This is a genomic window from Brumicola blandensis, assembly GCF_031846165.1.
Classification (GTDB): Bacteria; Pseudomonadota; Gammaproteobacteria; order Enterobacterales; family Alteromonadaceae; genus Glaciecola; species Glaciecola blandensis.
This window is the reverse complement of record NZ_JAVRIE010000004.1, coordinates 33,362-58,783: the sequence shown is the minus strand read 5'-3', so window position 1 is coordinate 58,783 and position 25,422 is coordinate 33,362. Positions and strand designations below refer to the sequence as shown.

The window sequence follows — 25,422 nt, the reverse complement described above, 5'->3', positions numbered from 1 at the left end:
TTATTAACAATTAATTTACTTTTAATTATGCTGTGACTGACAGTCTTGCATCATGAGCACTTGATTCTAATGCGAACTGCAGCTCAGAGGGTAAACATAATAATTGAGCTAACTTATCGAGGTATACACGGGACTCACTTGCGCTTAAATCAATTGCAAGCGCACTTATCGCATATACTTCTGCAGCAGCCTCTGAGCAGGGTACCGAAGCAACTAGCGCATCTAGACTCATTGGGTTACGCATTTCATCGAATAGAGAAGCTTTGTCTTCAGGGGCTAAATCCATGCCATCTACTTGGTCGAAAATCTTCATACGTTCAGTCTGATCAATATGTCCATCAGCATGGGCCGCTGAGACCATCGCCCTTAACAAGAGCATTTGTCCTTCACTATTATTCTCTCGTACCACATCATCAAACTGTTCTTCGCGCAAAGAGTCTGGCGTATAAGCAAAACCTTGACTTGGTGCCCTGCCATATTCTTGGTATTTACCTTGGTTGAATGCGCGATCTCTAGCTTGCTGTTCAGAATAAGATTTGTATGCTTTCCATGCGATACCACCGACAGCGGCTAACGCGCCAACTTTAAGCGCTTTTTTCCCGGTTTTTTCCCCACCTTTGCTCATTAGACTACCAGCTAATCCGCCGGCAAGACCACCAGAGAGCAAACTACCTCCACTGCCTTTCATCATGCTAGAGCGACTTAAACTGGCCAGCATCTTGTTTACATTGATCATTTGCCTATCCTCATGTCACAAGTTGTGTAAACACATTTACATTACTTGAAATTAATAACATGAGTATAAGTTAGCCTATGGCAAAGAAAACACGAATAAGCGAGAGCTTAGCATCGATAAAACCGATGCTAAATACAGTCTTACTGAGGTGTGATTCTTCTAGGACGTCTCTTCTGGTTTGCTCGCTTGGCATTCCCGTTATTTGGAGTGTTTGCACCAGTACCATTTGGACGCTTCTGAGCGTCGTTAGCTGCTCCGCCTTGCTGCGGCTGTTTAGGCTTCTTAGGTCGTTTAGGCTTTTGCGCTTTTAATGCAACTTCAGGTACTTTTGCACTAGGCTCAAACCCCGGGATTATTTCCTGCGGAATAATTTGAGAAATGAGACTTTGAATATCACTGATTGGTTTTTTATCTTCTACCGTGGCAAAACTGTAGGCATGTCCGGCAGCACCTGCTCGACCCGTTCGCCCGATTCTATGAACATAGTCTTCAGCTACATTGGGTAAATCAAAGTTCACGATTTGCGGTAGCTCGCTAATGTCTATTCCGCGCGCTGCAATGTCAGTCGCTGCCAGCACCCGAATTTCACCCGCCTTAAAATCAGCTAAGGCTCTGGTTCGCGCACCTTGACTCTTATTTCCGTGTATCGCAGAGGCCGTAATGTTTTTCTTATTTAAGTGTTTTGCGAGACGATCAGCACCATGTTTTGTGCGACAAAATACGAGGACTTGTTGCCAATTGTTGGTTTCAATCAAATGGCTCAAAAGCGCATTTTTGTTGGTTTTATCAACCGGGATAAGTACTTGCTCGACTCGTTTTGCGGTACTGTTTTTCGGATTGACTGAAATTTCAACGGGGTCATTGACGATTCTTTTTGCAAGCTCGCGAATGTCATCTGAAAAGGTAGCCGAAAAAAGGAGGTTTTGACGTTGTTTTGGCAACAAAGCCAAAATCTTTTTAATGTCGTGAATGAACCCCATATCGAGCATGCGGTCAGCTTCATCCAACACTAATATTTCTAGTTGAGAAAACTTCACTGCATTTTGTTGAAACAAATCTAATAGACGTCCCGGGGTGGCTACCAGGATATCGATTCCTTTGCGAAGCTTCATCATCTGAGGATTAATCTTCACTCCACCAAACACCACGTGCGTACGTAAATTTAAATGCTTGCCATAAAACGCAATATTTTCATCAATCTGTGCAGCCAGTTCACGGGTTGGTGTGAGTATCAAGGCTTTAATATGATTAGGTTTAGCGCGTTGCTTTGATTCAAACATGCTTAAAATGGGCAAAGTAAACGCAGCTGTTTTACCAGTACCCGTTTGTGCAGCAGCCATTACATCCTTGCCTGAAAGTACCGCAGGTATCCCCTCGCGTTGGATGGGAGAAGGTTCGGTATATCCTTTTTCTTCAATGGCTTTGAGAATGGGATCGGATAGACCTAGGGTGTTAAATGACATAGATTGGCTCTTGTGTGGCTGAATGGGAAAAAACGTATTTATCGCGAATATAGAATTCACTAGCGATGTGGCGCAGAGGGTACAGCAGAAACAAAAGCGCCGCAATGAAAATGCGGCGCTAACATTGATTAAACAGGCTTTTTACTAATTCAGTTTTTCTATTTTGTAGCCTTTTGCTTCCAGTTTAGCAAAGACACTATCTTTACCTGCTAAATGGGCTGCACCAACTAAAACAAACTCCGTTGGCTTATCATTAAGCATTTCAATTACTTTTGGCATCCAAGCATCATTGCGGTCAATGATCAGATCTTCGTATACCTGTGGAAATCCATCAGCCATTGGCTTCACCAGTTTTTCATCCATCTGAGCCAGATCACCGCTTTTCCACGTGCCAAGCATGTCTTCGATCAAAGTGGGTAAATTTGCAATCTCATCTAAGGTGTAATTGATAATGCCATTCTCATCATCACCACCCATGTTAACGATAAAATCGAGTTGCTGTTCAAGTGACTCGAACCACGCAATTTCTTTTCCGTCAGCTTTTGCTTTATCAGAATAGAACTTATCTACCCCTTCTTGCGTTAAACCATTTGCTTGATATTCCATTACAGTCACCGTTATGCCGACTATAGATGGTTTTAAAGGGTGAAAATTGGCAATAGGCATGCCACGCGAATCCATAAACTCTTTTAGACGCGCATAGGTCTCTTCATTCAAACGTGTTTGCAATGTCGTGCCATCCGTTAGCATGATTTTTGACATCATTTGTTGTTGGAAAGCTGGGGATTCCATACCGTCAATGTTCGTCTCAAATACCAGTTTGTCAGATGCAGCATAGGCTTTATCGTATTGTGCTGGCAGCGGAAAATTTTCTTCTTTTAAAATGTGTACGGTGCCACCAAAGTAAGTCACATTTTCACCATTAGTGACTTTCCAAACCGATGCCGTTTGTTTCGGTTCCTTATTCACCATAAGCGCAGGTTCTACGGCACAGGAGGCCAAAACCATGACAGAACCGAGTGTCAAAAGTACTTTAGTGATCAGGTTTTTCGTTGCTTTCAAGTTCATATTTTCTCTATCCTTAAAGATGATATTAAACAATTCAGTCAGCATACTACTCACTGTGAGAGTTGCTGTGAACTTCTAAATGATGTTATTTACAATTTGCAACAAAGTATGTCTAACAATCAATCTGAAACGCTTTGACACACTATTAGTGAATCTCTCATTCACTTCACTACAGCGAGATACTATCATGCGAAACTAACACAACAGTTATTCATATCATGTATTCATGAACTAAGTTCATAACATTATTGTCAATAGCGAGTTATTCGACCACATAAAGGAGTTTGGTTTTGTATCAGAAACATTTTGGATTCGCACTAACGATAGTGGCACTTACCCTATTCTTCCCCGGTATTTTGCTCCCTATGTTCAGTCTTAATATGGAACTAGCGGGTGCGCTCTCTGGCGCGTCTATGGCAACTGAACTCGTCGACAAAGAACTGTCCATTATCGGCACGGTAAGTCAATTATTCGAGGAAAATAGATATCTTGTTTCAATACTTATTTTTGTATTTTCCGTCGTCATTCCCTTGCTTAAAACAGGCTTGGTCACCACTGTTTATTTTTCGAAAAAGCCACAAATACAAAAGAAGATTGCCTCATTTGTCGCAACCATAGGCAAATGGTCAATGGCAGATGTTTTTGTTGTCGCTATATTTCTGGCAGTGCTTTCAACAAATCACGCTGAAAGCACAGAGCGACATGAACTGAGTTTCTTAGGCATGTCTCTCGATTTAGAAATCAGCACACAAACACTCTCTAGCATAGGAACAGGTTTTTACTTCTTTACTGCTTACTGCTTAGTTTCATTACTGGGTAGCCAAATGTTGCTAAGTTCACTGAAAAATACGAAGTTCGTAAGAAACGAAAGGCTGAATACTTGCGATGTTGAAAAAACGGAGTAATGTACCTTCTTGGGGTTTGTTTTCCCGGCATACTAGAGGAATGATTTATGGACACAGTACTTAAGCTCAAGCCTAAAGAGGTACTGCCATTCACTAAAAAATCAAATATTCAAGGCGCTTTGTTAGTTCTTGGTAATTGGTTGATGATAGCTTTTGCATTCTCACTGCCAGTATTACTCCCCTATTGGCCTAGCTATATAATAAGTGTGCTTTTATTAGCGAATCGTCAACTGGGTATTGCCATACTCATGCATGATGCAGCGCACTACATGCTATTTGAAAACAAGCAGCTTAATTTATGGGTCGGACGTTTTTTCTGTGGAGCGCCTGTTTTAGCCGATTTAGATGCATATCGCACTTATCATTTAAAACATCATAAAGATGCCGGTACGACAAACGACCCCGATTATCCCAATTACAAATCTTACCCTGTGACTCGCACGAGTCTTGTTAGAAAAGTATTGCGAGATCTAAGCGGTATCACTGCCACTAAGACGCTTTACGCTTTAATGTTAATGAATGCCGGCATATTGAACTACGATATGGTCTTCAAACAAAAAGAAGCAACAAAGCGAGTGAGCATGTTATTGATGGCAAAAAACCTAACTAAGGGGCTACTATTGCCGATTCTGAGCAATCTCCTGTTGTTCACAGTATTGTGGGCATTAGGCTTGTCTCATCTCTTTTTTCTATGGATTATTGCCTACTTTACCGTCTACCAATTGTTTTTAAGAATTAGAAATGCGGCAGAGCATGCCGGTGTACCAAACTTATTGGACCGCAACCCATTGCAACACGCTAGGACAACGAAAGCAGCCTGGTGGGAACGCTTAACTGTTGCACCGAACTATGTAAATTATCATTTAGAGCATCACTTAAGACCAAACGTCCCTTGTTATCAGTTGCCGGCTTTTCATGCTTACCTTCAACAACAGGGTGTATATAAAGAGGTGAAAATAGCTGATGGATATGCTGATGTGGTTCGTATGTTACTACTAAAAACTGAATGACATAAAACAGCACGAATGTTGAGCTTCTGAATGCCTTGAGTTATGTTTACTTTCCTGAATATAACTTTCTACCACCAAGAGAAGCATATATGCACCTTTCAAAAACACTTTTGCTAAGCGCTCTACTGGCCTCAACAAGCCTGTATACAAAAAGCTCAGACGAAGCGGCGTATTTTCCTGAACGAGGACAATGGGAGCAAAAAAACGCAAGTGATTTCGGCATATCTTCCACTAAGCTCGAAAAGGCAGTTCAATTTGCCCTTGATAATGAATATTCAGGTTCACGTGATTTACGTATTGCTATTTTAAAAGGGTTTGAGAGAGAACCATTTCACGAAATTTTGGGGCCAACCAAAAAGCGCGGTGGTCCAAGTGGCCTAATAATAAAAGACGGATATATTATTGCTCAATGGGGTCAACCAGAGCGCGTTGACATGACCTTTAGTGTCACCAAAAGTTACCTTTCTACTATCGCCGGATTAGCCGTCGACAAAGGCCTTATTAAAAAAACCAGTGACTTAGTTGGAGACTATGTATGGAGCGGTGAGTTTGCGGGCCGACATAATAGCCAAATAAAATGGCAGGATCTATTGGATCAATCATCAGACTGGTCAGGCGAATTGTTTGGCATTAAAGACTGGGCTGATAGGCCACCACGAGATGGCGATATCGATGATTGGAAAAATCGTAAACTGAACACACCCGGTTCGGTGATGGAATATAATGATGTGAGAGTTAACTTACTGGCTTATTCATTGCTGCAAGTTTGGCGTCAGACACTTCCACAAGTATTGAAAGCGCATGTGATGGACCCGATCGATGCTTCTACTACTTGGCGATGGTTTGGTTACGACCATGCTTGGGTCACTGTAGATGGCATGCAAATGAAATCCGTCACCGGCGGTGGCCATAGTGGTGCAGGCGTATTTATCAATACCTATGATCAGGCTCGGTTTGGCTTGTTATTTGAGCGTGATGGCAGGTGGAATGATCAAACGGTCATTTCAAAAAAATGGATAGAAGAGGCTTTAACATCATCTTCAGCAAATGAAAGCTATGGCTATATGTGGTGGTTGAATAAAGGCCCACGTAAATGGCAAGAAGTAGATGACGAAAGTTTGTTTTATGCTGCGGGTTTCGGCGGTAACTTTATTGTGGTTGATCAAAAGAACGATTTAGTTGTAGTGACCAGGTGGCTAGAGCCAAGTAAGATCGGTGCATTCATTAGTTTGATTAAAGAAAGCCTGTAAAAAATAGGATTCTTGATATAAGGATTTGAAGCGGATGTATTTATAGAGGATGGGATGAAGCAGAAATAACGAGGCGATGCATGATGCATCACCTCATAAGAAACTTAGATCGTTTCAACGTTTGCAGCTTGCAAACCTTTTTGACCTTCTTCAACTTCGAAAGACACTTTTTGGCCTTCTGGAAGAGTCTTATAACCTTCAGCAACAATAGCTCTGAAATGAACGAATACGTCCTTTCCGCCATTATCTTGTGTTAGAAAACCATAACCTTTATCAGCGTTAAACCACTTAACTGTGCCTGTAACTTTAGACATGTAAACCTCAAATATATATAAATTAATTGCGCAAATCGCTGCGCATTTCGCATTTCTGGGAAGATGACTTACTGAGATTTTTTACTTACAAATGGAAAACGTCTAACAAACGGTCACGGGCGTGAACAGAGAGGTTTATAGCACTTACAGTAACAAACTAAATAACTTTCTTTCAGAAACAAGATTAGTGTAGCACAAAAAACACCATTGCAAATTTTTATTCGTCGATATTAGTAATTAATTCAACTCGTCGGAGCAATGGTGTTATATGTTGATATACCTAAAAGCTAGGGTCGTAGCGCTCTCTCGCCACGAGCAAGGCCACAAACACCGGTTCTTGCGGTCTCTGTAATATCGGCACATTGTGACATGACATCCTCAAAAGCAGAGAGTTTTTCGCTTGTACCCGTTATTTCGATAGTATAATTAGTTGCGTTAACATCTAAAATTCTCGCTCGGAAGATATCAACATTCCGTTTTACTTCGGCTCGCGAAAGCTCTGTCCGAGTAGCTACTTTTATTAACATCAGCTCACGTTCAATATGCGGGCCTTCGGTGAGTTCAGCAACTTTTAGTACATCAATCAGTTTGTTGACTTGCTTTGTGATTTGCTCAATTACCTTGTCGCTTCCCTGAGTAATGATTGTTAGGCGTGACAAACTCTCATCATCGGTGGGTGCAACACATAGCGAGTCAACGTTAAAGCCACGCTGCGAGAACACTCCGACAATACGTGACAATGCGCCAGGGGCGTTTTCCATTAATACTGAAATAATTCTTCTCATTATGTGCGCTCCGTTTTACTTAAGCGCATGTCATCCATTGCACCGTACTTTATTTGCATGGGGTAAACGTGTTCGTTCTGATCTACCGCAATATCCATAAATACCAAACCATCAGTAGCAAAGCATTTTGCCATGGCATCATCTAGGTCGTCGAGCGAGTCGACTTTTATTCCCGTATGCCCATAAGCTTGAGCTAAGGCAACGAAGTCCGGCATAGAATCCATATAAGAGTGTGAGTGTCGACCTTTATAGATCATATCTTGCCACTGTCTTACCATACCCAATGCCCGATTATTCAAAGAAATAATTTTCACTGGTAAACCATATTGCAGGCAGGTAGATAACTCTTGGATGTTCATTTGGATACTGCCATCACCTGTAACAACCACAGATACCGCATCAGGAAAGGCAAACTGAACCCCCATAGCAGCGGGTAAGCCAAAGCCCATCGTTCCCAAACCACCAGAGTTAATCCAGCGACGCGGTTTAGCAAATGGGTAATATAAGGCTGCAAACATTTGGTGCTGCCCCACATCTGAACTCACGTAAGCATCACCATTCGTGTGCTTATATAAGGACTCAATAACGCGTTGTGGTTTGATCACCTGCGATGGCTCGTCATAAGACAAGCATTTCTTCGCACGCCAATCATTAATCTGTTCCCACCAATCTGCTAGCTTTTCAGCTTGTCCGCTAAAATCAACATCAGCGAGCTGATCAAGCATCTGCAAGACCACTTTATCTACTGAACCAACAACAGGAACATGCGCATTCACAATTTTAGAAATAGATGCCGGATCAATATCAACATGAATAATATCCGCGTGAGGACAGAATTTGTCGACATTGTTAGTCACACGGTCATCGAAACGTGCACCTAGGGCGACAATACAATCGGCATTATGCATGGTCTTATTTGCTTCAAGCGTACCGTGCATGCCCAACATACCAATAAATTGCTCGTGAACTGACGAGAACGCGCCTAAGCCCATAAGTGTGCTGCATACCGGAGCATGTAGTAGTTCAGCCAGTTGAGTGACAAAAGGTGCAGCTTCAGCTGCAATTGCACCGCCACCTACATACAACACCGGACGCTGTGCGTTTTGCATCAGCTTCACTGCTTTCTTAATTTGCTTACTGTGGCCCTTCAACGTTGGATTATAGGAGCGCATTGTTACGTCTTTTGGGAAAACGTATTGGTGCTCATTTTGAACGTTGACAATATCTTTAGGTAAGTCGACAACCACAGGACCTGGACGGCCAGTGTTTGCAATATAGAAGGCTTTTGCGATAGCCATCGGAATATCTTCGGCTTTTTTCACAAGAAAACTGTGTTTTACTACTGGTCTTGAAACACCCACCATGTCGCATTCTTGGAAGGCATCTTCACCAATATGCATAGAAGGTACTTGCCCAGATAGCACCACCATAGGGATAGAATCCATGAATGCTGTCGCGATGCCAGTGATAGTATTTGTTGCTCCAGGACCTGAAGTGACTAGCACTGCGCCGGTTTTGCCAGTTGCTCTAGCATAGCCGTCAGCCATATGTGCTGCCGCTTGTTCGTGACGTACGAGAACATGCTTAACATCTTCTTGCGCGAACAGAGCATCATAAATATCTAGTACCGCTCCGCCCGGATAACCGAACAGATGCGTTACACCTACATCTTTAAGGGCCTCTACTACCATGGCAGCGCCCGACATCATCTTCACAGGATAATCTCCTTACGTGTTTTTGTACAAAAAATAAAGCCTACACGCCGGAATATATCCCAGCATGCAACAAGTTAAAACCCAAATAAGGAAAAAGTGAAATATATATCCCAATATTACGCAATATTAGGATGAAAATACTAACAATCAGATGTTAAATTAATGTAAATAGGATAGGGTGCCTAATTAATCATCCAAATCGATATCTACATCATCATCTATATCATTTACTAAGTCGTCATCTGAGCGGCTCTCGCTATTCGACTTCTTCGTACCATGAATGCTGGCATATTTCGGTCGGTTAATTCGGCTTTGATACTTCATCCAAGCACGCTCTGCTATCGATTCTGGTGGTTTATTGCCGATTGCTGATGCAATAAAGCCCGATTCTTCGTCATTCGAAGGGCTAAGGTGTCCATCAACCAATGCAGCAATTAGGCAACCGTATTGCGACAAGGCCTTACTCTCAGCGATTGAAAAATCACCACTGCGAGAAAAGCCATAAGGGTAATGCTTAGGGTCGCTAAACATTCTTTTTAAAAGTGATTCTCTATTCAATTTCGACACAGGTAATTTCTCCCCGAAAACAAAACAAAAAACATTGAAACTCGCCACAAAACGCATTAGTAATCTTTCGTTCAGGGCTTGTCAACACCTAATTTAGTTATCGGTAGAAAAACATATTTTCATAACAGTTTTATGACAGTGCAGAGCCATATTCTAACTGGCCCAGAACGCATCTAAGATCTGCCAAAAACATCATCATTTTTAACTACTTTTTTGGTTTTTCTATCCATGCCCAGTGCATTTCAGCTAACACAGGTTCATCACCACTTTCATCGGTCACTTTAACATCAACTAAAAAGTCACCTTTTGCTTGAGTTTGCAACATATCAACCTGTTCGTCACTTAGCGTAGCGACTGCTTGCATATCACCATAAGCACGTTTGATATATTTTAAGTTCATGCTTTTGATCAAGGGCAATTTGTCACCTGGTAAATTCACACCAACCACAAAGCCTGTTGCTGACTCAGCCAGCAGTGCCATGGTTGCCGCGTGAACACTGCCAATATGATTTTGCACCTTCTTTCTATTTTTAACAAAAAAGGTCACTGTTTGTAGGTCGGTATCTTTAATATCGATTTTGCATGTACCGACTAACTTCACTTTGTATCTGAACAACCAGGTAAGTAATTTAAAACGTAACCAAATTGGCTTTTTCATTGCATTGTCGGCAAATGTTCTTAGCGGGTTAGTGACTGACATATTGACACCTTTTAATGTGTGTACCTCACTGCACGCAAGAGGTTATAAATAAACACGAACCCGACCGATGCGACAAGCGCAAAGGAGAAGGTTCATTCATATGGAGGAAAGCATAGCACAAACAGACCATCTGGTACGATGACTTTAGAGACTTCTATTTTTATGGCTTAAGAGCATTTAACCCTCAATAGTCAGAAAAGAATAGTCTCTCTTATCTTTATGTTGATCAAATAAGCTCGTCAGTCGCTTTAGCCACTTTTTTGTTGACTTGTTTCAATGCGATATAAGAAACAAAAATAAACACCAAGAGCAAACAAACACTGAATACCCCCCAGTGTTCACCAACCAGTCTCTCAATCGCTGAACCAAACATATATCCACCACCGACCATTGCGAAGGTCCAAAGCAGTGCAGATGTAAAATTCAATAAAGTGAACGTTGTCCACGTCATATTAGTCAACGCCACTGGCAGAGCACCGATAGTACGCATGCCTTTGGGGTATCGATACAAGAAAATGTAAGCTTTACCGTAGTGCGCTAACAGGCGCTTCGCTGCGCTTACCGAACGTTGATACCAAGGTCTTGAGGAAAGGTTTTGAACACCATACTTGCGGCCTATGTAAAAACGAAGCTCGTCCCCTAAGTAGCCACCTAGAAAAACTAATGTCGCGACAACAAAAATATTTAGCGCTCCTAGTTGTGCTGCAATACCAGCAAACAAAGGCAAGGAACCACTTTTTAAAGCACAATACGCGAAAAGGATAAGATAACTTAGCCAACCATAATCTTTAATAATAGTAAGAATCGTGTCCAAATGTTGCACTGCCACCTTGGGTTTTAATTACAATTTCTACCTTAAGTTTGGGGGGCTAGATCACGTTCTTAAAAAAGTCGTAATAGTCAGTACGCTGGTGTTTTCTCAGTTTTCTCATTGAAACTTAAGGTCAATAGCCAACTTAAGAGTGGTCTAAGTATCTAAAATCATACAGTAATCAGTATTTAGTAAAAAAAAATTTGTCGAATTGGCGTGTTTGCCGATAACCTTTCAAGTATTGGTGGATTTTGGAGTTCAATAAATATGTATCCATGGCATGACAAAGGTAACGTCGTTTATCGTGGCGTTCTCGTTTTTCAATTTATATTAAGCATATTTATTGGTTTTTTTACCGATAGTTTGCTGTTGAGCATCCTTGTTGGTGGGTTGATTTTATCATTCCCACTCACACTCTTTATTACTGCAAAGCACCTAGTGCTGACTCGTCACGTAGCAGCCATCTCCACTCAATTGTATGCCGCTTTGCATATTCAGCAAATGATGGGCGCGACCTACATGCACTTTGAGATATTCGCAGTAATGGCCGTAACCAGTGTTTACCGCGATTGGAAAGTTGTTGTCTCTAGTGTTGCTGTTGTCGCCGTTCATCATGTCGGCTTTTATGTGCTTCAATCGTCTGGCAGTGGTGTTTTCATTTTTGAGCCTGTTTTTCTCACCTTCTACATTTTGGTGATCCATGCTCTCTTTGCTATCGCGGAAGGAGCAGTCTTGTGTTTTATTACGAAAAAATCCGAAGAAGAAGCACTATCATCTTTAACCTTGACCAACATCATTCATGAAATAATGAAAACACCTGACACATTCAATCTGAAAGTATCGGTGCCTAACACATCGACGGAGTTAAAACAGTTTAGTTCACTTATTAGTTCTTTCTCCGGTTTCATTTCTAAAGCGACGAATGTTAGCAATAACATCTCTGCCGTGTCAGATACCGTGAAGAGTCTATCTAGTGGGGTGAAATCAGCCAGTATCGATACCACGGGCCAGGTTACGACGATAGCCGCAGCCACAGAAGAAATGACAGCGAACAACCACTCGGTAGCTGAAAGGGCACTGGACGTCAATCGCTTATCTCAGGAGTCGAAACTATCGAGCCAAAAAGCAAATGAAGTCGTGTCTGCTTCAAATAGTGAGGTTGACCAACTAAGGCAAGATCTTAACCTCACGTCAGAAGCGATACAGAGTCTGTCAGAGAAGTGCCACCAAATTGAGCATGTAATGGCTTCTATTACTGCAATATCTGACCAAACTAACTTATTAGCGCTGAATGCAGCTATCGAGTCAGCCAGAGCGGGTGAGCATGGACGCGGGTTCGCAGTTGTTGCAGATGAAGTTCGCCAACTCGCAATGAGAACTAAAGACAACACACAGCAAATCAGTGAAATTACACACTCCTTGATTGAAGAATCAAACATCTCCGTTGAGAGAATGAAAGGTTGTGTTGACAGAGCGACCCAGGTTTCGGATTCGTCAAACTCAGCAAAACATATTATTGACACAGTGGTAGAAGGTATCTCTGAAGTGTCAGAAAATATGAGTTCCGTATCAATTGCATTAAAAGAGCAATCAGCGGCCTCACAAGAAATAGCCCGCTCAACGAACGAATTGGCGACGACATCTCAAGCGCTCTCTCACAGTGCTGATGTTTCGGAAGACAGCGCTGAATCACTGCAAGCTGAGGTGCGGAACTTGAGAGCAGAGTTAAACCGCTTTCATTGATAGATTACTTAGGTGCTAGGTGACTAGGGTATTAAATGAGCGTCGCTATCCTTTGTTGAAGTTCGGGGACACACTCTTCTTCAAACCAAGGCGCTTTTTTCAACCAAATATTGTTCCGAGGGCTGGGATGAGGCAATACAATCTTTTCCGCTCTCGTAAAATCCTGATCGATTAAAATATCCGTCAGCTTATTGTTCTTTAGATGCGGCATGTAGCGGTTAATAGCATACTTCCCAATCACTAGCGTTAAACGAATATTCGGCATTTGCTGTAGGAGTTTATCGTGCCAAAGCGGAGCACATTCCTTGGATGGCGGTAAATCGCCCCCTCGCCCCCGACCTGGATAACAAAATGCCATAGGCATGATCGCAAATTTATCTGCTTGATAAAATGTAGTTTCATTAACACCAAGCCATGAACGCAGACGTTTACCGCTGGGATCTTGAAAAGGGATGCCCGAATTATGGGCGGCACTACCAGGTGCTTGGCTTGCAATCAATATTTGAGCCATAGGATGCAGCTGAAATATTGGGTTTGCACCCAAAGGCAAGCGCTGCTCGCAAGTGCGACAATTTTTTAAATCACAAATAGTCTGCGAAAACACACCGTCATCTTTCAATTGCCTCTCCTTTATAATTACCGCATGCCCCCTTTGAAGTGTCGCAAGTTTCGCTAGAAATACCTTACTGTACTCTTACTTAATAGTCACTTTTGTTCTGGAGTAATAGAGCAAACGTCCTGCTATATTGCTATACAGACACATGTTGGATGTCACTGCTCGCATTTCCATATTGAATTCAGTAGCTCTCCCCACGCAATACTAGGGTATCCGGGCCAATAAACCAGCAGTATTCCCTTGGTGATATGTTCGATGAGGTACAAAACGTGTTTATTGAATCAACTGTAATTGGAGAATCACGATGTCAGTTTATCATAGCGTCACTATCGGTAATCAAGATCAAAAGTCCCAAGGCCACCATAAGGGAAATAAACAATCATCCGGTTTTACATTGGTCGAACTTATGATTGTCGTTGCTATCATCGGTATTTTAGCAGCTGTAGCTGTTCCCCAATATAAACAATACGTATTGCGGGCCCAATTAACAGAAATGGCCACTCAGATAGGCAGTTTTGCTCGTGCGTTTGAGGTAGCCAAACAAGTAAATGGAGACTATCCCGACGACACTCACCTCACTTTACCGCAAGTAACGGGCTTATTTATTAATGCGAGTGATTGGGCAAGTAACACATTACTAGGTGGCAATTGGAATTGGGAAGGCCCCGATGGTTATAGTTATGCTGGCATCGCAATAGATGGGGCGACGGCCTCAGAGGAAGATATTGCACAACTCGATGCCATCATGGATAACGGAGATTTATCATCCGGTAAATTTCGGAGAACACCTAATGGACGTTACACATACATTATTGAAGAGTAAGCCTACAAAAACGTAATGTTATTACTGTGATTGAGTTTTTTTAAGATAACGTTTAATCATCTTTTCCAAAGCCTCTAACTTAATGGGTTTGGTTAGATAGTCATTCATGCCGCTATTTAGTGCATTTTCATAGTCTGATTTCATCGCGTTGGCTGAGAGCGCTACGATGGGAACCTCATTGTGTCCTGCGGCTCTGATCTTCTGCGTTGCCTGGGTCCCATCCAATAACGGCATTTGCACGTCCATTAAAATAAGATCGTAGTGCGGTGAATTGTTTACCTTCGTAACCGCTTGAACGCCATCTTCTGCGATATCGTAGCTTAAGCCTAAGGACAGCAGCATTTCACCTGCTACTATTTGATTAATACTATTGTCTTCTACTAAAAGAACATGACCTTCATAACGCTGTTCCGAGGCTCTTTTCTGCTCGGGGTGCTTTTCATATATCATGACTGAATCGACGTCGTCTTTATTGGAGAACCCATATAAACCAATGACGAAATAGTAGAAGTTTCCTAAGGTAAAAGGGTGAGCAATGATAGGACATGACCATTGGACTTCCAGTATACTTTTTAGCTGCTCTGGCTGAGCGGGTGTAACCGCACCAAACCTAATATCTCGCTCCTTTAATCGCTCTATAAACGGAGTCAAGCTGCGAGCTTGCTTTCCACTACTAATATCAAATAATACAATCTCATCAGCTCCTATATAGTCAAGCAATTGCTCTGCGTCGGAGTAGTCAACATACGTCACCTGCCCACTCACCCTTTCTATATAATCGCCGCGAATGAGGGCTTTATCTTTAGCCTCTGTAAGGTAGTAAAAGTGTGACTGAAATCTTTCTTTGTCTTGCAGTAATGAGTGACTGCCTTTCACCATTTTCAGAGGGATTTTACAGGTAAATTGGCTGCCGACATTTTGCTCAGTTTCAAGAGATATAGAGCCATCCATTAAATTAATGAGCTGAGTCACAATAGCTAAGCCCAAACCAGTCCCCCCGAAATTGCGGCTGGTAGATTCATCTGCTTGCTTGAATGGCGTGAATATATGTTCCTTTTGCTCTTCCGCAATACCAATACCAGTATCTGCAACCATGATTTCTAAGACAAAAAAATCGGGTTCTTCACTGTCATTCATTATGAACTCGATTGACACCTTGCCTGAATTCGTAAACTTAATGGCATTGCTAGTTAGGTTTAGAATAATTTGAGACAAACGCAGAGGGTCACCGACAGCTTCCGTGGGTAAATTTGGATCAACATGTAACTCCATGTTTAAGTTTTTCTCAGACGCTCTCAATGCAGACACGGCAAGCACTCCATCAAGCAGAGAGGAAAACGAGAAAACCCCCTTCTCTATCTCTAACTTCCCAGCCTCTACTTTAGAAAAATCAAGAATATCGTTGATTACATTTGTTAAAATTTGACCGGAATAGTTTACCTTCTCAAGATTGGCTCGTACTTTCGTACTTAAATCTTCTTTTAAACTCAAATCAACTAGACCAATGATGCCGTTCATAGGTGTGCGAATTTCATGACTCATATTTGCAAGAAAGATACTCTTGGATGCATTAGCACGCTCAGCAGTAAGCTTTGCTTCTTCTAGTTTCGCATTAAGTGACCCTTGCAATTTGTATAAGTCTCGAGATTCAGCAAGTAAGTCTTTAGTTTGCTGGTTCTTATCACTAAAAACTTGTGCAGCTTTGGCAAGGTTACCGATTTCATCCAAGCGGGTAGAATACGGAATATCTAATTTTGATTCGCCACGCGTTAAGCCTTGGAAAACTTTTGTGATAGATTGAATGGGCGAAATAATCCTGAGAGATGCAAAGAGCGCTATGAGCATACTTATTACCAATCCAATACTAGAAGATACAGTTAAGCTTCGCTCCAAACTATTGATAGAACTGTCAATCTCTTTATCATTTTGGGCCGCTTTTTGTGCAGCTTGAGATGACAATTCGGAGGCCAAATAAAGGAATTCATTTGCAGAACCGGCCATTACCACATTCACCAAAAACGTATAGCCTTGCATGGTATGTGTTAGCTTAATAAATTGATCTTGAGCGGTTTGCAGTTGGCGCAAAGTGAGGTTCTTGCTCTCAAGGGATAAAGGCATGTCTTGTATCGCTAGTTCTGCGTTATTTAGCGCACTCTTGAAGTCTTGAGAAAACGACGAGCTTGGCCTAGCTCTATATTTAAATGCAATTGTTTCTGCACTGGTAAGATGTAATTTATATTGAAACGAAGACTCGCTCGAAATCTGATAAGTGTTGATTTGCTGTTCACTCAAATCAAGTAACTCACCCAAGGCTACCAATACACCCTGATTGAAATACTCTTCTCCTTGGTCTCGACCTATGATTACCTCATTGAAGTTAACTTCATAGTCGAGTAGATGTTGCGTCATCGCTTGAAGAGTTTCGGATGTTTGAATGCCTGTTCGTTGATTATTTTGAGAGAAAAACGTTTGTAAGTCTTGAACACCTTTTTTCACTTCTTCGATTAACACCGCAAAGCGTTTTTTCGCTGCTCGGCTACCTGTATCTTTAAACACCAAGACTTGACGTTGTAGATCCAGAACATCCCTTTCGAGCTCTCTTACTAGCTTTTCTTCGCTAACCGTTTGTTGGTAATCTTTAAAAGCAGATTGGAACTCTCTTTGATTCAATTGAGAAAAGAAAAACTGTGCAGCTAAGACTGCCAGCAGCACTAACAAAAACACTGCAATCTGCAATTTCAATGAAAACTTCATGAATTATTTCTTATCCTTGATAATCACGAATATAATCATGCACTTAGAAACTCATACCATTTTTCAAGACTATAGTCATAAGTTGGCATGACGGTATTCCAAACGGCAACATTCTCGAAGCGCTTTTCATAGCTGCCACCTCGGCGAGTACTTCCTTTCAAAACAGAGACAGCTCCATCAGTTCCTTTTAGAGGTTCAGTGGCAACTTTGCCATCATACCAATAATCATACTCAGCAGCAGAGAGGTACTTACGAGAGCGCTGCGGATTAGAAATATAATAACCTTGTCGAGCAATGAAAGCACCTGGCCAGCCAGACAGCCACCAATTCATATATTCATAAGCAACATCTTTAACCCGGCCTTGCGTGCGAGAAGATAGACACATCACGCCGTGCCAGCCTCGATACCCCTCTTTGGGTGCTGCAAATGTAACAGGGACTCCTTGTCCATTTAAGCTCGATACAGCAGGTGAGAACATACTTTCAATATGAACTCGCTTGGTTTTCATGAAACGCACAGATTCAGGGACCGATGTCCAAAAGCCACTGAAATGGCCTTGTTCTTTGTAAGCGATCAGTATGCTAAACAACTGATCCAGTTCTTGCACACTCATGGCTCCTATATCTTGGAAGCGCATAAAGCCTTTCGCCTGTGCGGCAAGGGCCAAATCAAATAAGCCTATGGTTGGGGCATTGACAATCGCCACTTTACCTTTGTTCTTTTCATCTAACAGCCAACCCCAGCTTTCTGTTTCGTAGGCAACCCCTTCGTCAATAAAGTCCGTGTTGTATCCAAATGAGTCGACGTTGTGAGCATAAGGCAAAAAACTAGCTTGCTCGGTCTGCTCGGCATTCAAACTACCGTCGTTTTGCACGTTCAATAGCTTGTAAGGGGCGTCGCCCGCACCAATTTTTGCTGATGAAGTAATTCTGCCCGTTTTAGTTAGCGAGTTGATCTCATCCCAATGCAAAATACGCTTTTTGTCTATAGCTTGTATAGATCCTGAGCGCCAAAGCACATTAATACTATTTGACCACTGTTCGTACAAATCGAAACTATCTGGATTCGTTAACGCTTTTTGCTGCACAGCGGCACTACCTTTCGGCTCAAAGATGAGTTCAATACCAAGGTCGTCCATTGCTTTCTGGCGTAACTCTTCTTGAAGCGTGACATGAGTGCCTAAGATTCTGAGTTTTGGCTTTGCTTGTCCTATAGAAAAAGTCGAGAATGAGCCCGTAGCCGCGGCTACGCCAGCTGTGGCAAGTCCTTTAACTAAACGCCTTCTGCCTTGGTTTGCTAATCTATGTGTGTTTTTTGGAAGCGTCATTACCAGTTCCGAGTCAATAAGCAAATTGAAGGAATACGGTACTCTTTTTTGACGGATTTGTCATATACGAATCGAAGTTGTAGCTATTTATACTTGATTAGTCATTCCGCGTATACACCGACAACAACGGAAACTTGATTTCACCAAAGTTAACGACTAATGAAATGGTTTCATCGCCATTGAAGCTTTGTGATAACTCACGAGGGTGAATTCTTCGTCCATTAGCAGTTAAGGCCATTAAGTCACTTTTGGTCAGAGTTCGCCGACCGCTTGCCATGTTCTTAATAGTAGCAACCGCCCATCGTTCTCCAGCTTCATTGCTCATTAGCGCTAAATTAACAATGCGAAAATCACTTTCTGTAGGTTGAATATTCGAGTCATTCGGGAACGCTAATTCGAAATTATTCGGGACAACTCTATCCAGCGTTAAGGTATCTTCGTCTGCCTGCGCCCAAGCTGATACGAACAATAAACACAATAAAATCCTTTTGCACATAGCTTCATTCCTTTTTTAAAATCAATATTTCCTTTGAACTATATTAACGAAAAAAGTTTCAGTGGGTTCCTCGCAAACGAAGTTCAACTGGCACTTTTCTATGCTCGGTCACTCCCTCTAGTAACATTGTTGCAGCTTCTCTGCCTTTTTCAATGCCATTTTGAAAGACCGTTGTTAACCCCTCTTTTGCATGCCGAGCCTCCTCAATATCATCAAATCCGGTCACTCTGAGGTCTTCAGGTATTCGAAGATTCAACTGCTGTGCTACACGACACACCGCTAGGGCAATAACATCGCTCATACACAAAATAAGATTGGGTCTTTGCTCTTGCATCAATAACAGGCGGGCTGCAATTTCAGCTTCTTTGGGTTTGTTGCGATGTAAGTGAATAATATTATCACTGACTATATCAACACCCTTGTCACTTGCACCTGCTTTGAAGCCTAACAAACGCGACCATGTAATTTCTTTTGATGGAAGTGACATGTCCTGCTTGCTCAAACGCTTTACAATAGAGGCGGTTAGAAAACGCATTCCGATGACTGCAACAAGGTCGTTTTTATCTCTAATTGCTGCTTTTGCAAGTTCACAACAAGCCCCATAGTTGTCGACGTTTAATGAGGGCAAATTCTTATAAGTAAAATCTACCGTGACACAAGGTTTCCCTAAACTTAGAATCCTGTCAAAACTCGAACCTCGAGGTGTGCCATAAAAGATGAAGCCATCAGGCAACGTTTCTGCGCGAATTTGAGCGTCTGAAGAAATAGTCGAAGACATTAATAGCATCTGTTTTTGATTCTCGGCTAGTACATCCGAGATACCTTCTAATAGCAGGTTTGCCATGGGATCTGAGAAGCTATAACTTAAGGTATCCGACAGCATGACACAAACAACATCAGAGCGACCAGAGCGCAGAGAACGCGCGGCAAAATGGGGACCTGAATAGCCTAGCTTCGCGCATTCAGATAAAACTCGTTGCCTTAGTTCAGTCGATAGTTGGTCTGGTCGATTAAATGCGTTTGAAACGGTCGCGGTAGAAACACCGATGATTTTTGCTACATCCTTTTGCGAAATGGCTTTTTCCATGTCTTTTTTTTATTTGATAATCCTAGCCCAACAAACTGCCATAATACATAGCGAAAAGCGAGAAAAACGGCGATTATCACCGATATTTCGTCTAAATCGTTTAAGCGATACCGGCTTAAACCCAAGACTGTAAGGCATTGTTTTTATGGAACAAAATAAAAATAAAGCGCTTTCATTGAGCTTCTATTTTTACAGAAAAAGGAGATTCACTGAATTTATTCGATCTAGAAGCAAAAAAGCACAGTTTTCACTGTGCTTTTTTGTAAATTTGGAGCGGGAAACGAGATTCGAACTCGCGACCCCGACCTTGGCAAGGTCGTGCTCTACCAGCTGAGCTATTCCCGCAATGTGGAGGCGCATTTTACAAAAATATGCGCACAGTGCAAGTGTATTTTTCAATTATTTTTGATTTAAGCGATTGAAATGCGCAATGCGCCACATATTGAACAATCAGCGCTTAAATCTTAAACACATGCTCTCTGTAAAACTTCATCTCGTCTATCGATTCAATAATATCGTCTAATGCTAAATGCACGCCTTTCTTTTTGAAACCAGTTAACACATCTGGTTTCCAGCGAGCCGTTAACTCTTTCACGGTGCTCACATCGACATTTCTATAATGAAAGTAATCCTCGAGTTCAGGCATGTACTTCACTAAAAATCGTCTATCTTGACCTATCGAATTGCCGCACAATGGAGATTTACCTTTGGGCACATATTTCTCCAGAAACGCGATAGTCTCTTTCGCTGCAGCTTCAACATCATACTCACTGTTTCTGCAACGCTCTGTTAAACCGGTTGCACCGTGAGTTTTCACACACCATTCATCCATATTGTCGAGCACTTCACTCGGTTGATGGACAGCAATCACAGGGCCTTGAGCAAGAATTTTTAATTCTTTGTCGGTCACAATCGTTGCAATTTCCATGACCACACAAACCTCAGGATCCAAGCCTGTCATTTCCATATCGATCCACACCAAATTTTCTTCGTTAAATGACATACGCCCCTCGTCTAAATTAAATGCCATGAAAAAGCAGGCTAAAAAAGGTAACATGCACACACGTAAAGCGCCAATAACTATTCACTGAAAAGGTCAACGTGGCTAAAAAACCGAAACTATCCGATCGTCAAAAGCGTCAGGTGCAAACGAATCGCAAAAAACGACTGGCTTCAAAGCAGCATACAACGGATGACGCCCACTTGGGTGAACAACTTCAAGGCAGAGTCATTGGCCGTTTTGGCAAGCATGCTAATGTTGAGTGTGACAAAGATGGAATAGTCCACAAGTGCCATATCCGTCGCACTATTAACTCTGTTGTTTGTGGCGATCAGGTTCTATTTCGCCCTAGCTTATCAGACGACGAAAGAGATAGAGGCGTAATCGAGGTGGTGCTTGATCGATTGAGCACACTGACACGTCCCGATTTCTATGACGGTGTGAAACCCATTGCAGCAAATATTGACCAAATCATTGTGGTCAATGCGATTGTGCCTCAGCTTTCCGCTCATATCATCGATCGGTATTTAGTTGCCTGTGAAGACGTCGACATACCACCAGTCATTGTCATTAATAAAATGGAATTGCTTACTGACGAGGACCGTGAGTACGTCGCAGAGGTTATCGATATTTATGAAGAGATCGGTTATCGCGTCATTTACACGAGTTGTGTGACACAAGAAGGTGTCGAAGAGCTTTCAACTTTACTTAAAGATAAAGTGAGTGTGTTTGTTGGTCAAAGTGGTGTAGGCAAGTCTAGTATCATTAATCAACTATTACCTGATGCTGACGAGATTGTAGGTGACATATCTCAAAACTCAGGTTTGGGCCAGCACACCACTACTGCGGCTAAATTACTACATTTTGAGCAAGGTGGTGACTTAATAGACTCACCGGGTGTCCGTGAATTTGGATTGTGGCACCTACCTGTGGAAAAGGTCACCTCTGGTTTTATCGAATTTCGGGATTATTTAGGTGGCTGTAAATTTACCGATTGTAAACATGGTACTGATCCTGGTTGTCTAATTAGACAAGCGGTTATCGACGGTAAAATCAGTGAAGACCGTTACGAGAGTTACCATAAAATAGTCGACTCCCTAGATGAAAACCGTCCCTCTTATTCTAAAGGGTAATGGTACATACTAACTTAATTCCTCTCTTTTATATGCTTTGATGTACAATGTGCGAAAATGATGGTCGGGCAGCATAAGTTCTGTCGACATTGTCATCAAACGCATTTTACGGAGACACTTCAGTGTTAGATTGGTTTAAAGTTCGTGTTCAATATATTTTGCCTAAGCACCTATTATCCCGCATGGTTGGGTGGCTAGCAGCTGCTCAAGCAGGTTTCATTACTCAGTTTTTTATCAAAATATTCATTAAGGCTTTCAAGGTCGATATGTCTGAAGCTAAACATTCAGACCCTAGTTATTATCGTACTTTCAATGAATTTTTTACGCGAGAGCTGAAAGACGACATCCGCCCCATAGAGCAAGATGACAAGCAATTGTGTCATTCGGTTGATGGTCGAGTTAGTCAGTTCGGTAAGATCATTGGTGATGACATTTTCCAAGCGAAAGGTCACAACTACAGCCTAAGTACCTTGTTAGGCGGTAAGCCAGAACTTGCTAAAGCGTTCAAAGGCGGTAGTTTCGCCACCATTTATTTGTCTCCGAAAGACTATCACCGAATACATATGCCAATTGATGGCACATTGACCGATACTTTGCATGTTCCAGGTGAATTGTTTTCAGTAAATCCACTTACCGCTGAAAACGTACCTGGCCTATTTGCTCGAAACGAGCGTGTTGTTACTTTATTCGATACACCTGTAGGCAAAGTAGCGATTGTGTTAGTTGGTGCAACTATTGTTGCCAGTATCGAGACTGTATGGGCTGGAAACATTACCCCACCGGCAGGTAAAACTGTGCAGCACTGGCAACATGAAGGCGAAAACATTTCACTAGCCAAAGGCGAGGAAATGGGTCGATTTAAATTAGGATCAACGATCGTCGTTTGTTTTGAACCCGATGCCGTCGAATTTGCAGACTTGCAAGCTGGTATGGTGACGCGCCTAGGTCAGCCTTTCGCGTTTGTTAAAGAAGCCGACCAAACAACATCCGACACTGATAAACAAAGCGACACCGACTGAGTTTGATGGATCCCGTCAAGAAAAGCCTAATATCATTACACCTTACAGTAATGTTATTGGGCGGCACTGCCCTATTTTCAAAAATCATTCCCTTAGGTGCGATAGATATTACTTTTGGGCGTTCGGTATTCGCCTGTATATTTCTTTTTCTCGTCGCTAAACTCACTGGCGAAGGTTGGCGACTGAAAAGTAATCGTGATTATGCCATCGCTTTTGGGCTTGGGATTATCATGGCGGTGCATTGGGTCACTTACTTTATGGCTATGCAGTATTCAAGCGTATCTGTTGGCATCATTGCCTTATTCACTTTTCCTGTCATCACGGTGCTTCTTGAGCCGTATTTTGAGAAGATTAAACTCTGCTGGCAGGATATCGCTAGCGCCATTGTGGTTTTGGTAGGAATCGTCCTTATTGTACCTGATGCATCCTTGGATAATGACGTTACCCTCGGAGTCATCATTGGTGTGTTCTCGGCATTTTTATATGCGATTCGAAATCTACTACACCGTAATTACTTCTCGCATTACAGTGGTGCTAAAGCGATGGCTTGGCAAACACTCATCGTGTGTCCAACCTTAGTCTTTTTCATCAGCGATGATTTACCACAAATTGATATGCATACTTTATGGTTACTCGTGGCTCTTGGTATTTTCTTCACCGCAGTGCCACACGCGATGGTAGCGAGTGCGCTCAAACACTTACGAGCAAAAACCTTCTCTCTAGTTGCATGTATGCAACCATTCTACGCTGTGTTATTCGCTATGTTTTTGATAAACGAGCAACCTAACTGGCAAACGATTGTGGGTGGTTTACTGGTAATTTCTGCTGCCGTGTACGAAACTATCAATACTCATAGAGAAAACCGAAAAGACAAATAATGCTCATTATTGCTCATCGTGGGTTCAGCAGTCACTATACCGAAAATACCTTAGTTTCCTTTACACAGGCATTGCTCTTAGACATAGATGCAATAGAGCTCGATATTCATCAAGTTGAAAACGAATTCATGGTTTTTCATGACCCATTCATAGACAAACTTACGGATAGCAAAGGCCGCATTTTTGATATGCCATTAGATGAAGTGCGTGGTTTACTTGTAAAAGGAAGAGACCCGATCCCTACTCTGTCTGAAGTGGCAACGTTAGTAGGCAATAGAGTCACCTTGAACGTCGAGGTAAAAACAATTCAATGCGTACAAACCTTTGTGTCATACCTGAGTGATATCATTGTCCACTTGGAATGCAAGGTGGTGATTTCATCGTTTGATCATCCATTACTCAGTTCCATCAAAAATGCGTTTGATTATCAGCTTGACACCAATTTCGTACACGCCATCGAATACGGCGCACTTATCGCACACACACCTTATGATCACGCCAAATATACCGAAGCGCTAGATGTATCAATAGCCGCTATAGATTGGAATGTTGTCACACCTGACTTTGTTGATGATGCTCATCGAAGAGGTAAAAAAGTGTGGTGTTATACGGTCAACCACGAGCAGACCTTAAGTGAGCTTTTGCAAATGGGAGTAGATGGAATATTTACTGATAGGCCAGATTGGGCAAGAGCGTTTTTAAAAACTCAGTTAGACCCGCAATCTGACTCACATTTTTGACAACTCTTACATAAACGTAGATTCGTGATGTGAGCAGCAATGATCAGGAAAGCACCTATCGCAATGGTGAAAGGCTCATATTCATGACCAAAGATATCTTTGTTCCAATAAATCAATCCACCTAGTGCAAGAGAGTATAAAGGGTACAACTGACGGTGGTATTTGTGAAAACCAACAAATAAAGCAGCAAAACCGACTAGGATTGAGAAAGTAAGAATTGAACGCTCAAACCATTGTTCGGCAAACACACTGCTCGCTACTAACGGAGCAATCGGCAACAACAAAGGTAAAAGCAAGCAATGAAGCGCACACAAGCTAGACACCCAAATCCCTAGCTTGTCAAGAATGACATTGCTAGTTCTTTCGGCTTGCTCAACTTGCACAGGTTTGTTTGCGTCCAAGTTGTCGTCCAATATTTGTGGTTTGATGTCAGCGACTTTGCTGTTCATTTACTCTTCTCACTAGGCAGAAGCGTTATTCT

25 protein-coding genes and 1 tRNA gene are annotated in these 25,422 nt (G+C 42.1%); 9 read left to right on the top strand and 17 right to left on the bottom strand.

The window, feature by feature from the left end:
- Positions 1 to 25 precede the first annotated feature (25 nt).
- From RM544_RS10775 to RM544_RS10765, 3 genes are all read right to left on the bottom strand, one after another.
- Positions 26 to 736, bottom strand: a complete 711-nt coding sequence (locus RM544_RS10775) for a tellurite resistance TerB family protein (protein ID WP_311361800.1) — start codon at positions 734 to 736, stop codon at positions 26 to 28.
- Positions 737 to 876: 140 nt separating this feature from the next.
- Entirely contained in the window at positions 877 to 2,199 is a 1,323-nt protein-coding gene (locus RM544_RS10770; protein WP_311361799.1) for a DEAD/DEAH box helicase, read from the bottom strand.
- A gap of 144 nt (positions 2,200 to 2,343) precedes the next feature.
- Complete coding sequence (locus RM544_RS10765; protein ID WP_311361798.1) at positions 2,344 to 3,267, bottom strand: TraB/GumN family protein; 924 nt, start codon at positions 3,265 to 3,267, stop codon at positions 2,344 to 2,346.
- Between the two features lie 290 nt (positions 3,268 to 3,557).
- On the opposite strand from RM544_RS10765, the gene RM544_RS10760 reads away from it, so the two are divergent.
- From RM544_RS10760 to RM544_RS10750, 3 genes are all read left to right on the top strand, one after another.
- Positions 3,558 to 4,172, top strand: a complete 615-nt coding sequence (locus tag RM544_RS10760) for a paraquat-inducible protein A (protein ID WP_311361797.1) — start codon at positions 3,558 to 3,560, stop codon at positions 4,170 to 4,172.
- A gap of 47 nt (positions 4,173 to 4,219) precedes the next feature.
- Positions 4,220 to 5,182, top strand: coding sequence for a fatty acid desaturase family protein (locus tag RM544_RS10755; RefSeq protein WP_311361796.1), 963 nt, complete (start codon positions 4,220 to 4,222; stop codon positions 5,180 to 5,182).
- Positions 5,183 to 5,271: 89 nt separating this feature from the next.
- Complete coding sequence (locus RM544_RS10750) at positions 5,272 to 6,432, top strand: serine hydrolase domain-containing protein (protein ID WP_311361795.1); 1,161 nt, start codon at positions 5,272 to 5,274, stop codon at positions 6,430 to 6,432.
- 104 nt (positions 6,433 to 6,536) lie between these two features.
- On the opposite strand, the gene cspE is transcribed toward RM544_RS10750, so the two are convergent.
- The 6 genes from cspE to RM544_RS10720 form a co-directional block, all read right to left on the bottom strand.
- Positions 6,537 to 6,746, bottom strand: coding sequence for a transcription antiterminator/RNA stability regulator CspE (cspE, locus tag RM544_RS10745; protein ID WP_006009840.1), 210 nt, complete (start codon positions 6,744 to 6,746; stop codon positions 6,537 to 6,539).
- Between the two features lie 287 nt (positions 6,747 to 7,033).
- Positions 7,034 to 7,531, bottom strand: a complete 498-nt coding sequence (ilvN, locus tag RM544_RS10740) for an acetolactate synthase small subunit (RefSeq protein WP_311361794.1) — start codon at positions 7,529 to 7,531, stop codon at positions 7,034 to 7,036.
- Positions 7,531 to 9,246 carry an acetolactate synthase 3 large subunit gene (locus RM544_RS10735; protein WP_311361793.1) on the bottom strand — a complete coding sequence of 572 codons (1,716 nt, stop codon included), beginning with the start codon at positions 9,244 to 9,246 and terminating at the stop codon, positions 7,531 to 7,533. The genes ilvN and RM544_RS10735 overlap by 1 nt, the downstream gene beginning before the upstream one ends.
- A 186-nt stretch (positions 9,247 to 9,432) precedes the next feature.
- The gene (locus RM544_RS10730; RefSeq protein ID WP_311361792.1) at positions 9,433 to 9,813 is read right to left on the bottom strand and encodes a MaoP family protein; all 381 of its coding nucleotides are present in this window, start codon (positions 9,811 to 9,813) and stop codon (positions 9,433 to 9,435) included.
- A 205-nt stretch (positions 9,814 to 10,018) separates the two neighbouring features.
- Positions 10,019 to 10,513: a DUF4442 domain-containing protein gene (locus RM544_RS10725; protein ID WP_311361791.1), complete on the bottom strand. Its 495-nt coding sequence runs from the start codon at positions 10,511 to 10,513 to the stop codon at positions 10,019 to 10,021.
- 226 nt (positions 10,514 to 10,739) lie between these two features.
- Entirely contained in the window at positions 10,740 to 11,327 is a 588-nt protein-coding gene (locus RM544_RS10720; protein ID WP_311361790.1) for a DedA family protein, read from the bottom strand.
- 264 nt (positions 11,328 to 11,591) lie between these two features.
- Between RM544_RS10720 and RM544_RS10715 the strand changes: the two genes are divergently transcribed.
- A complete protein-coding gene (locus RM544_RS10715; RefSeq protein WP_311361789.1) occupies positions 11,592 to 13,067 on the top strand; it encodes a methyl-accepting chemotaxis protein in 1,476 nt (491 codons plus the stop codon).
- A 31-nt stretch (positions 13,068 to 13,098) separates the two neighbouring features.
- Here the strand turns inward: RM544_RS10715 and RM544_RS10710 are convergent, their stop codons facing one another.
- Positions 13,099 to 13,686 carry a uracil-DNA glycosylase family protein gene (locus RM544_RS10710; protein WP_311361788.1) on the bottom strand — a complete coding sequence of 196 codons (588 nt, stop codon included), beginning with the start codon at positions 13,684 to 13,686 and terminating at the stop codon, positions 13,099 to 13,101.
- 403 nt (positions 13,687 to 14,089) lie between these two features.
- Here RM544_RS10710 and RM544_RS10705 point away from each other — a divergent pair, with 403 nt between their 5' ends.
- Complete coding sequence (locus RM544_RS10705) at positions 14,090 to 14,506, top strand: pilin (protein WP_311362092.1); 417 nt, start codon at positions 14,090 to 14,092, stop codon at positions 14,504 to 14,506.
- 21 nt (positions 14,507 to 14,527) lie between these two features.
- Here RM544_RS10705 and RM544_RS10700 read toward each other — a convergent pair whose 3' ends face one another.
- The 6 genes from RM544_RS10700 to orn form a co-directional block, all read right to left on the bottom strand.
- The gene (locus RM544_RS10700) at positions 14,528 to 17,260 is read right to left on the bottom strand and encodes an ATP-binding protein (protein ID WP_311361787.1); all 2,733 of its coding nucleotides are present in this window, start codon (positions 17,258 to 17,260) and stop codon (positions 14,528 to 14,530) included.
- A 35-nt stretch (positions 17,261 to 17,295) separates the two neighbouring features.
- Positions 17,296 to 18,588: an ABC transporter substrate-binding protein gene (locus RM544_RS10695; RefSeq protein ID WP_311361786.1), complete on the bottom strand. Its 1,293-nt coding sequence runs from the start codon at positions 18,586 to 18,588 to the stop codon at positions 17,296 to 17,298.
- Between the two features lie 97 nt (positions 18,589 to 18,685).
- A complete protein-coding gene (locus tag RM544_RS10690; protein ID WP_311361785.1) occupies positions 18,686 to 19,084 on the bottom strand; it encodes a hypothetical protein in 399 nt (132 codons plus the stop codon).
- A 58-nt stretch (positions 19,085 to 19,142) separates the two neighbouring features.
- On the bottom strand, positions 19,143 to 20,171 hold the full coding sequence (locus RM544_RS10685) for a LacI family DNA-binding transcriptional regulator (RefSeq protein ID WP_311361784.1): 1,029 nt from the start codon (positions 20,169 to 20,171) through the stop codon (positions 19,143 to 19,145).
- A gap of 269 nt (positions 20,172 to 20,440) precedes the next feature.
- Positions 20,441 to 20,516 (bottom strand) — tRNA-Gly (locus tag RM544_RS10680).
- Between the two features lie 112 nt (positions 20,517 to 20,628).
- On the bottom strand, positions 20,629 to 21,174 hold the full coding sequence (gene orn, locus RM544_RS10675; RefSeq protein WP_311361783.1) for an oligoribonuclease: 546 nt from the start codon (positions 21,172 to 21,174) through the stop codon (positions 20,629 to 20,631).
- A gap of 98 nt (positions 21,175 to 21,272) precedes the next feature.
- Between orn and rsgA the strand changes: the two genes are divergently transcribed.
- The 4 genes from rsgA to RM544_RS10655 all read left to right on the top strand — a co-directional run bounded on the left by rsgA (position 21,273) and on the right by RM544_RS10655 (position 24,941).
- Entirely contained in the window at positions 21,273 to 22,304 is a 1,032-nt protein-coding gene (rsgA, locus tag RM544_RS10670; RefSeq protein WP_311361782.1) for a small ribosomal subunit biogenesis GTPase RsgA, read from the top strand.
- A gap of 122 nt (positions 22,305 to 22,426) precedes the next feature.
- Positions 22,427 to 23,323: an archaetidylserine decarboxylase gene (gene asd / locus RM544_RS10665; RefSeq protein ID WP_311361781.1), complete on the top strand. Its 897-nt coding sequence runs from the start codon at positions 22,427 to 22,429 to the stop codon at positions 23,321 to 23,323.
- Between the two features lie 5 nt (positions 23,324 to 23,328).
- Positions 23,329 to 24,201: a DMT family transporter gene (locus RM544_RS10660; RefSeq protein ID WP_311361780.1), complete on the top strand. Its 873-nt coding sequence runs from the start codon at positions 23,329 to 23,331 to the stop codon at positions 24,199 to 24,201.
- Complete coding sequence (locus RM544_RS10655; RefSeq protein WP_311361779.1) at positions 24,201 to 24,941, top strand: glycerophosphodiester phosphodiesterase; 741 nt, start codon at positions 24,201 to 24,203, stop codon at positions 24,939 to 24,941. Before RM544_RS10660 ends, RM544_RS10655 begins: the two co-directional genes overlap by 1 nt.
- Here RM544_RS10655 and RM544_RS10650 read toward each other — a convergent pair.
- A complete protein-coding gene (locus RM544_RS10650; RefSeq protein WP_311361778.1) occupies positions 24,908 to 25,390 on the bottom strand; it encodes a MerC domain-containing protein in 483 nt (160 codons plus the stop codon). The genes RM544_RS10655 and RM544_RS10650 overlap by 34 nt on opposite strands.
- Positions 25,391 to 25,422: the final 32 nt, after the last annotated feature.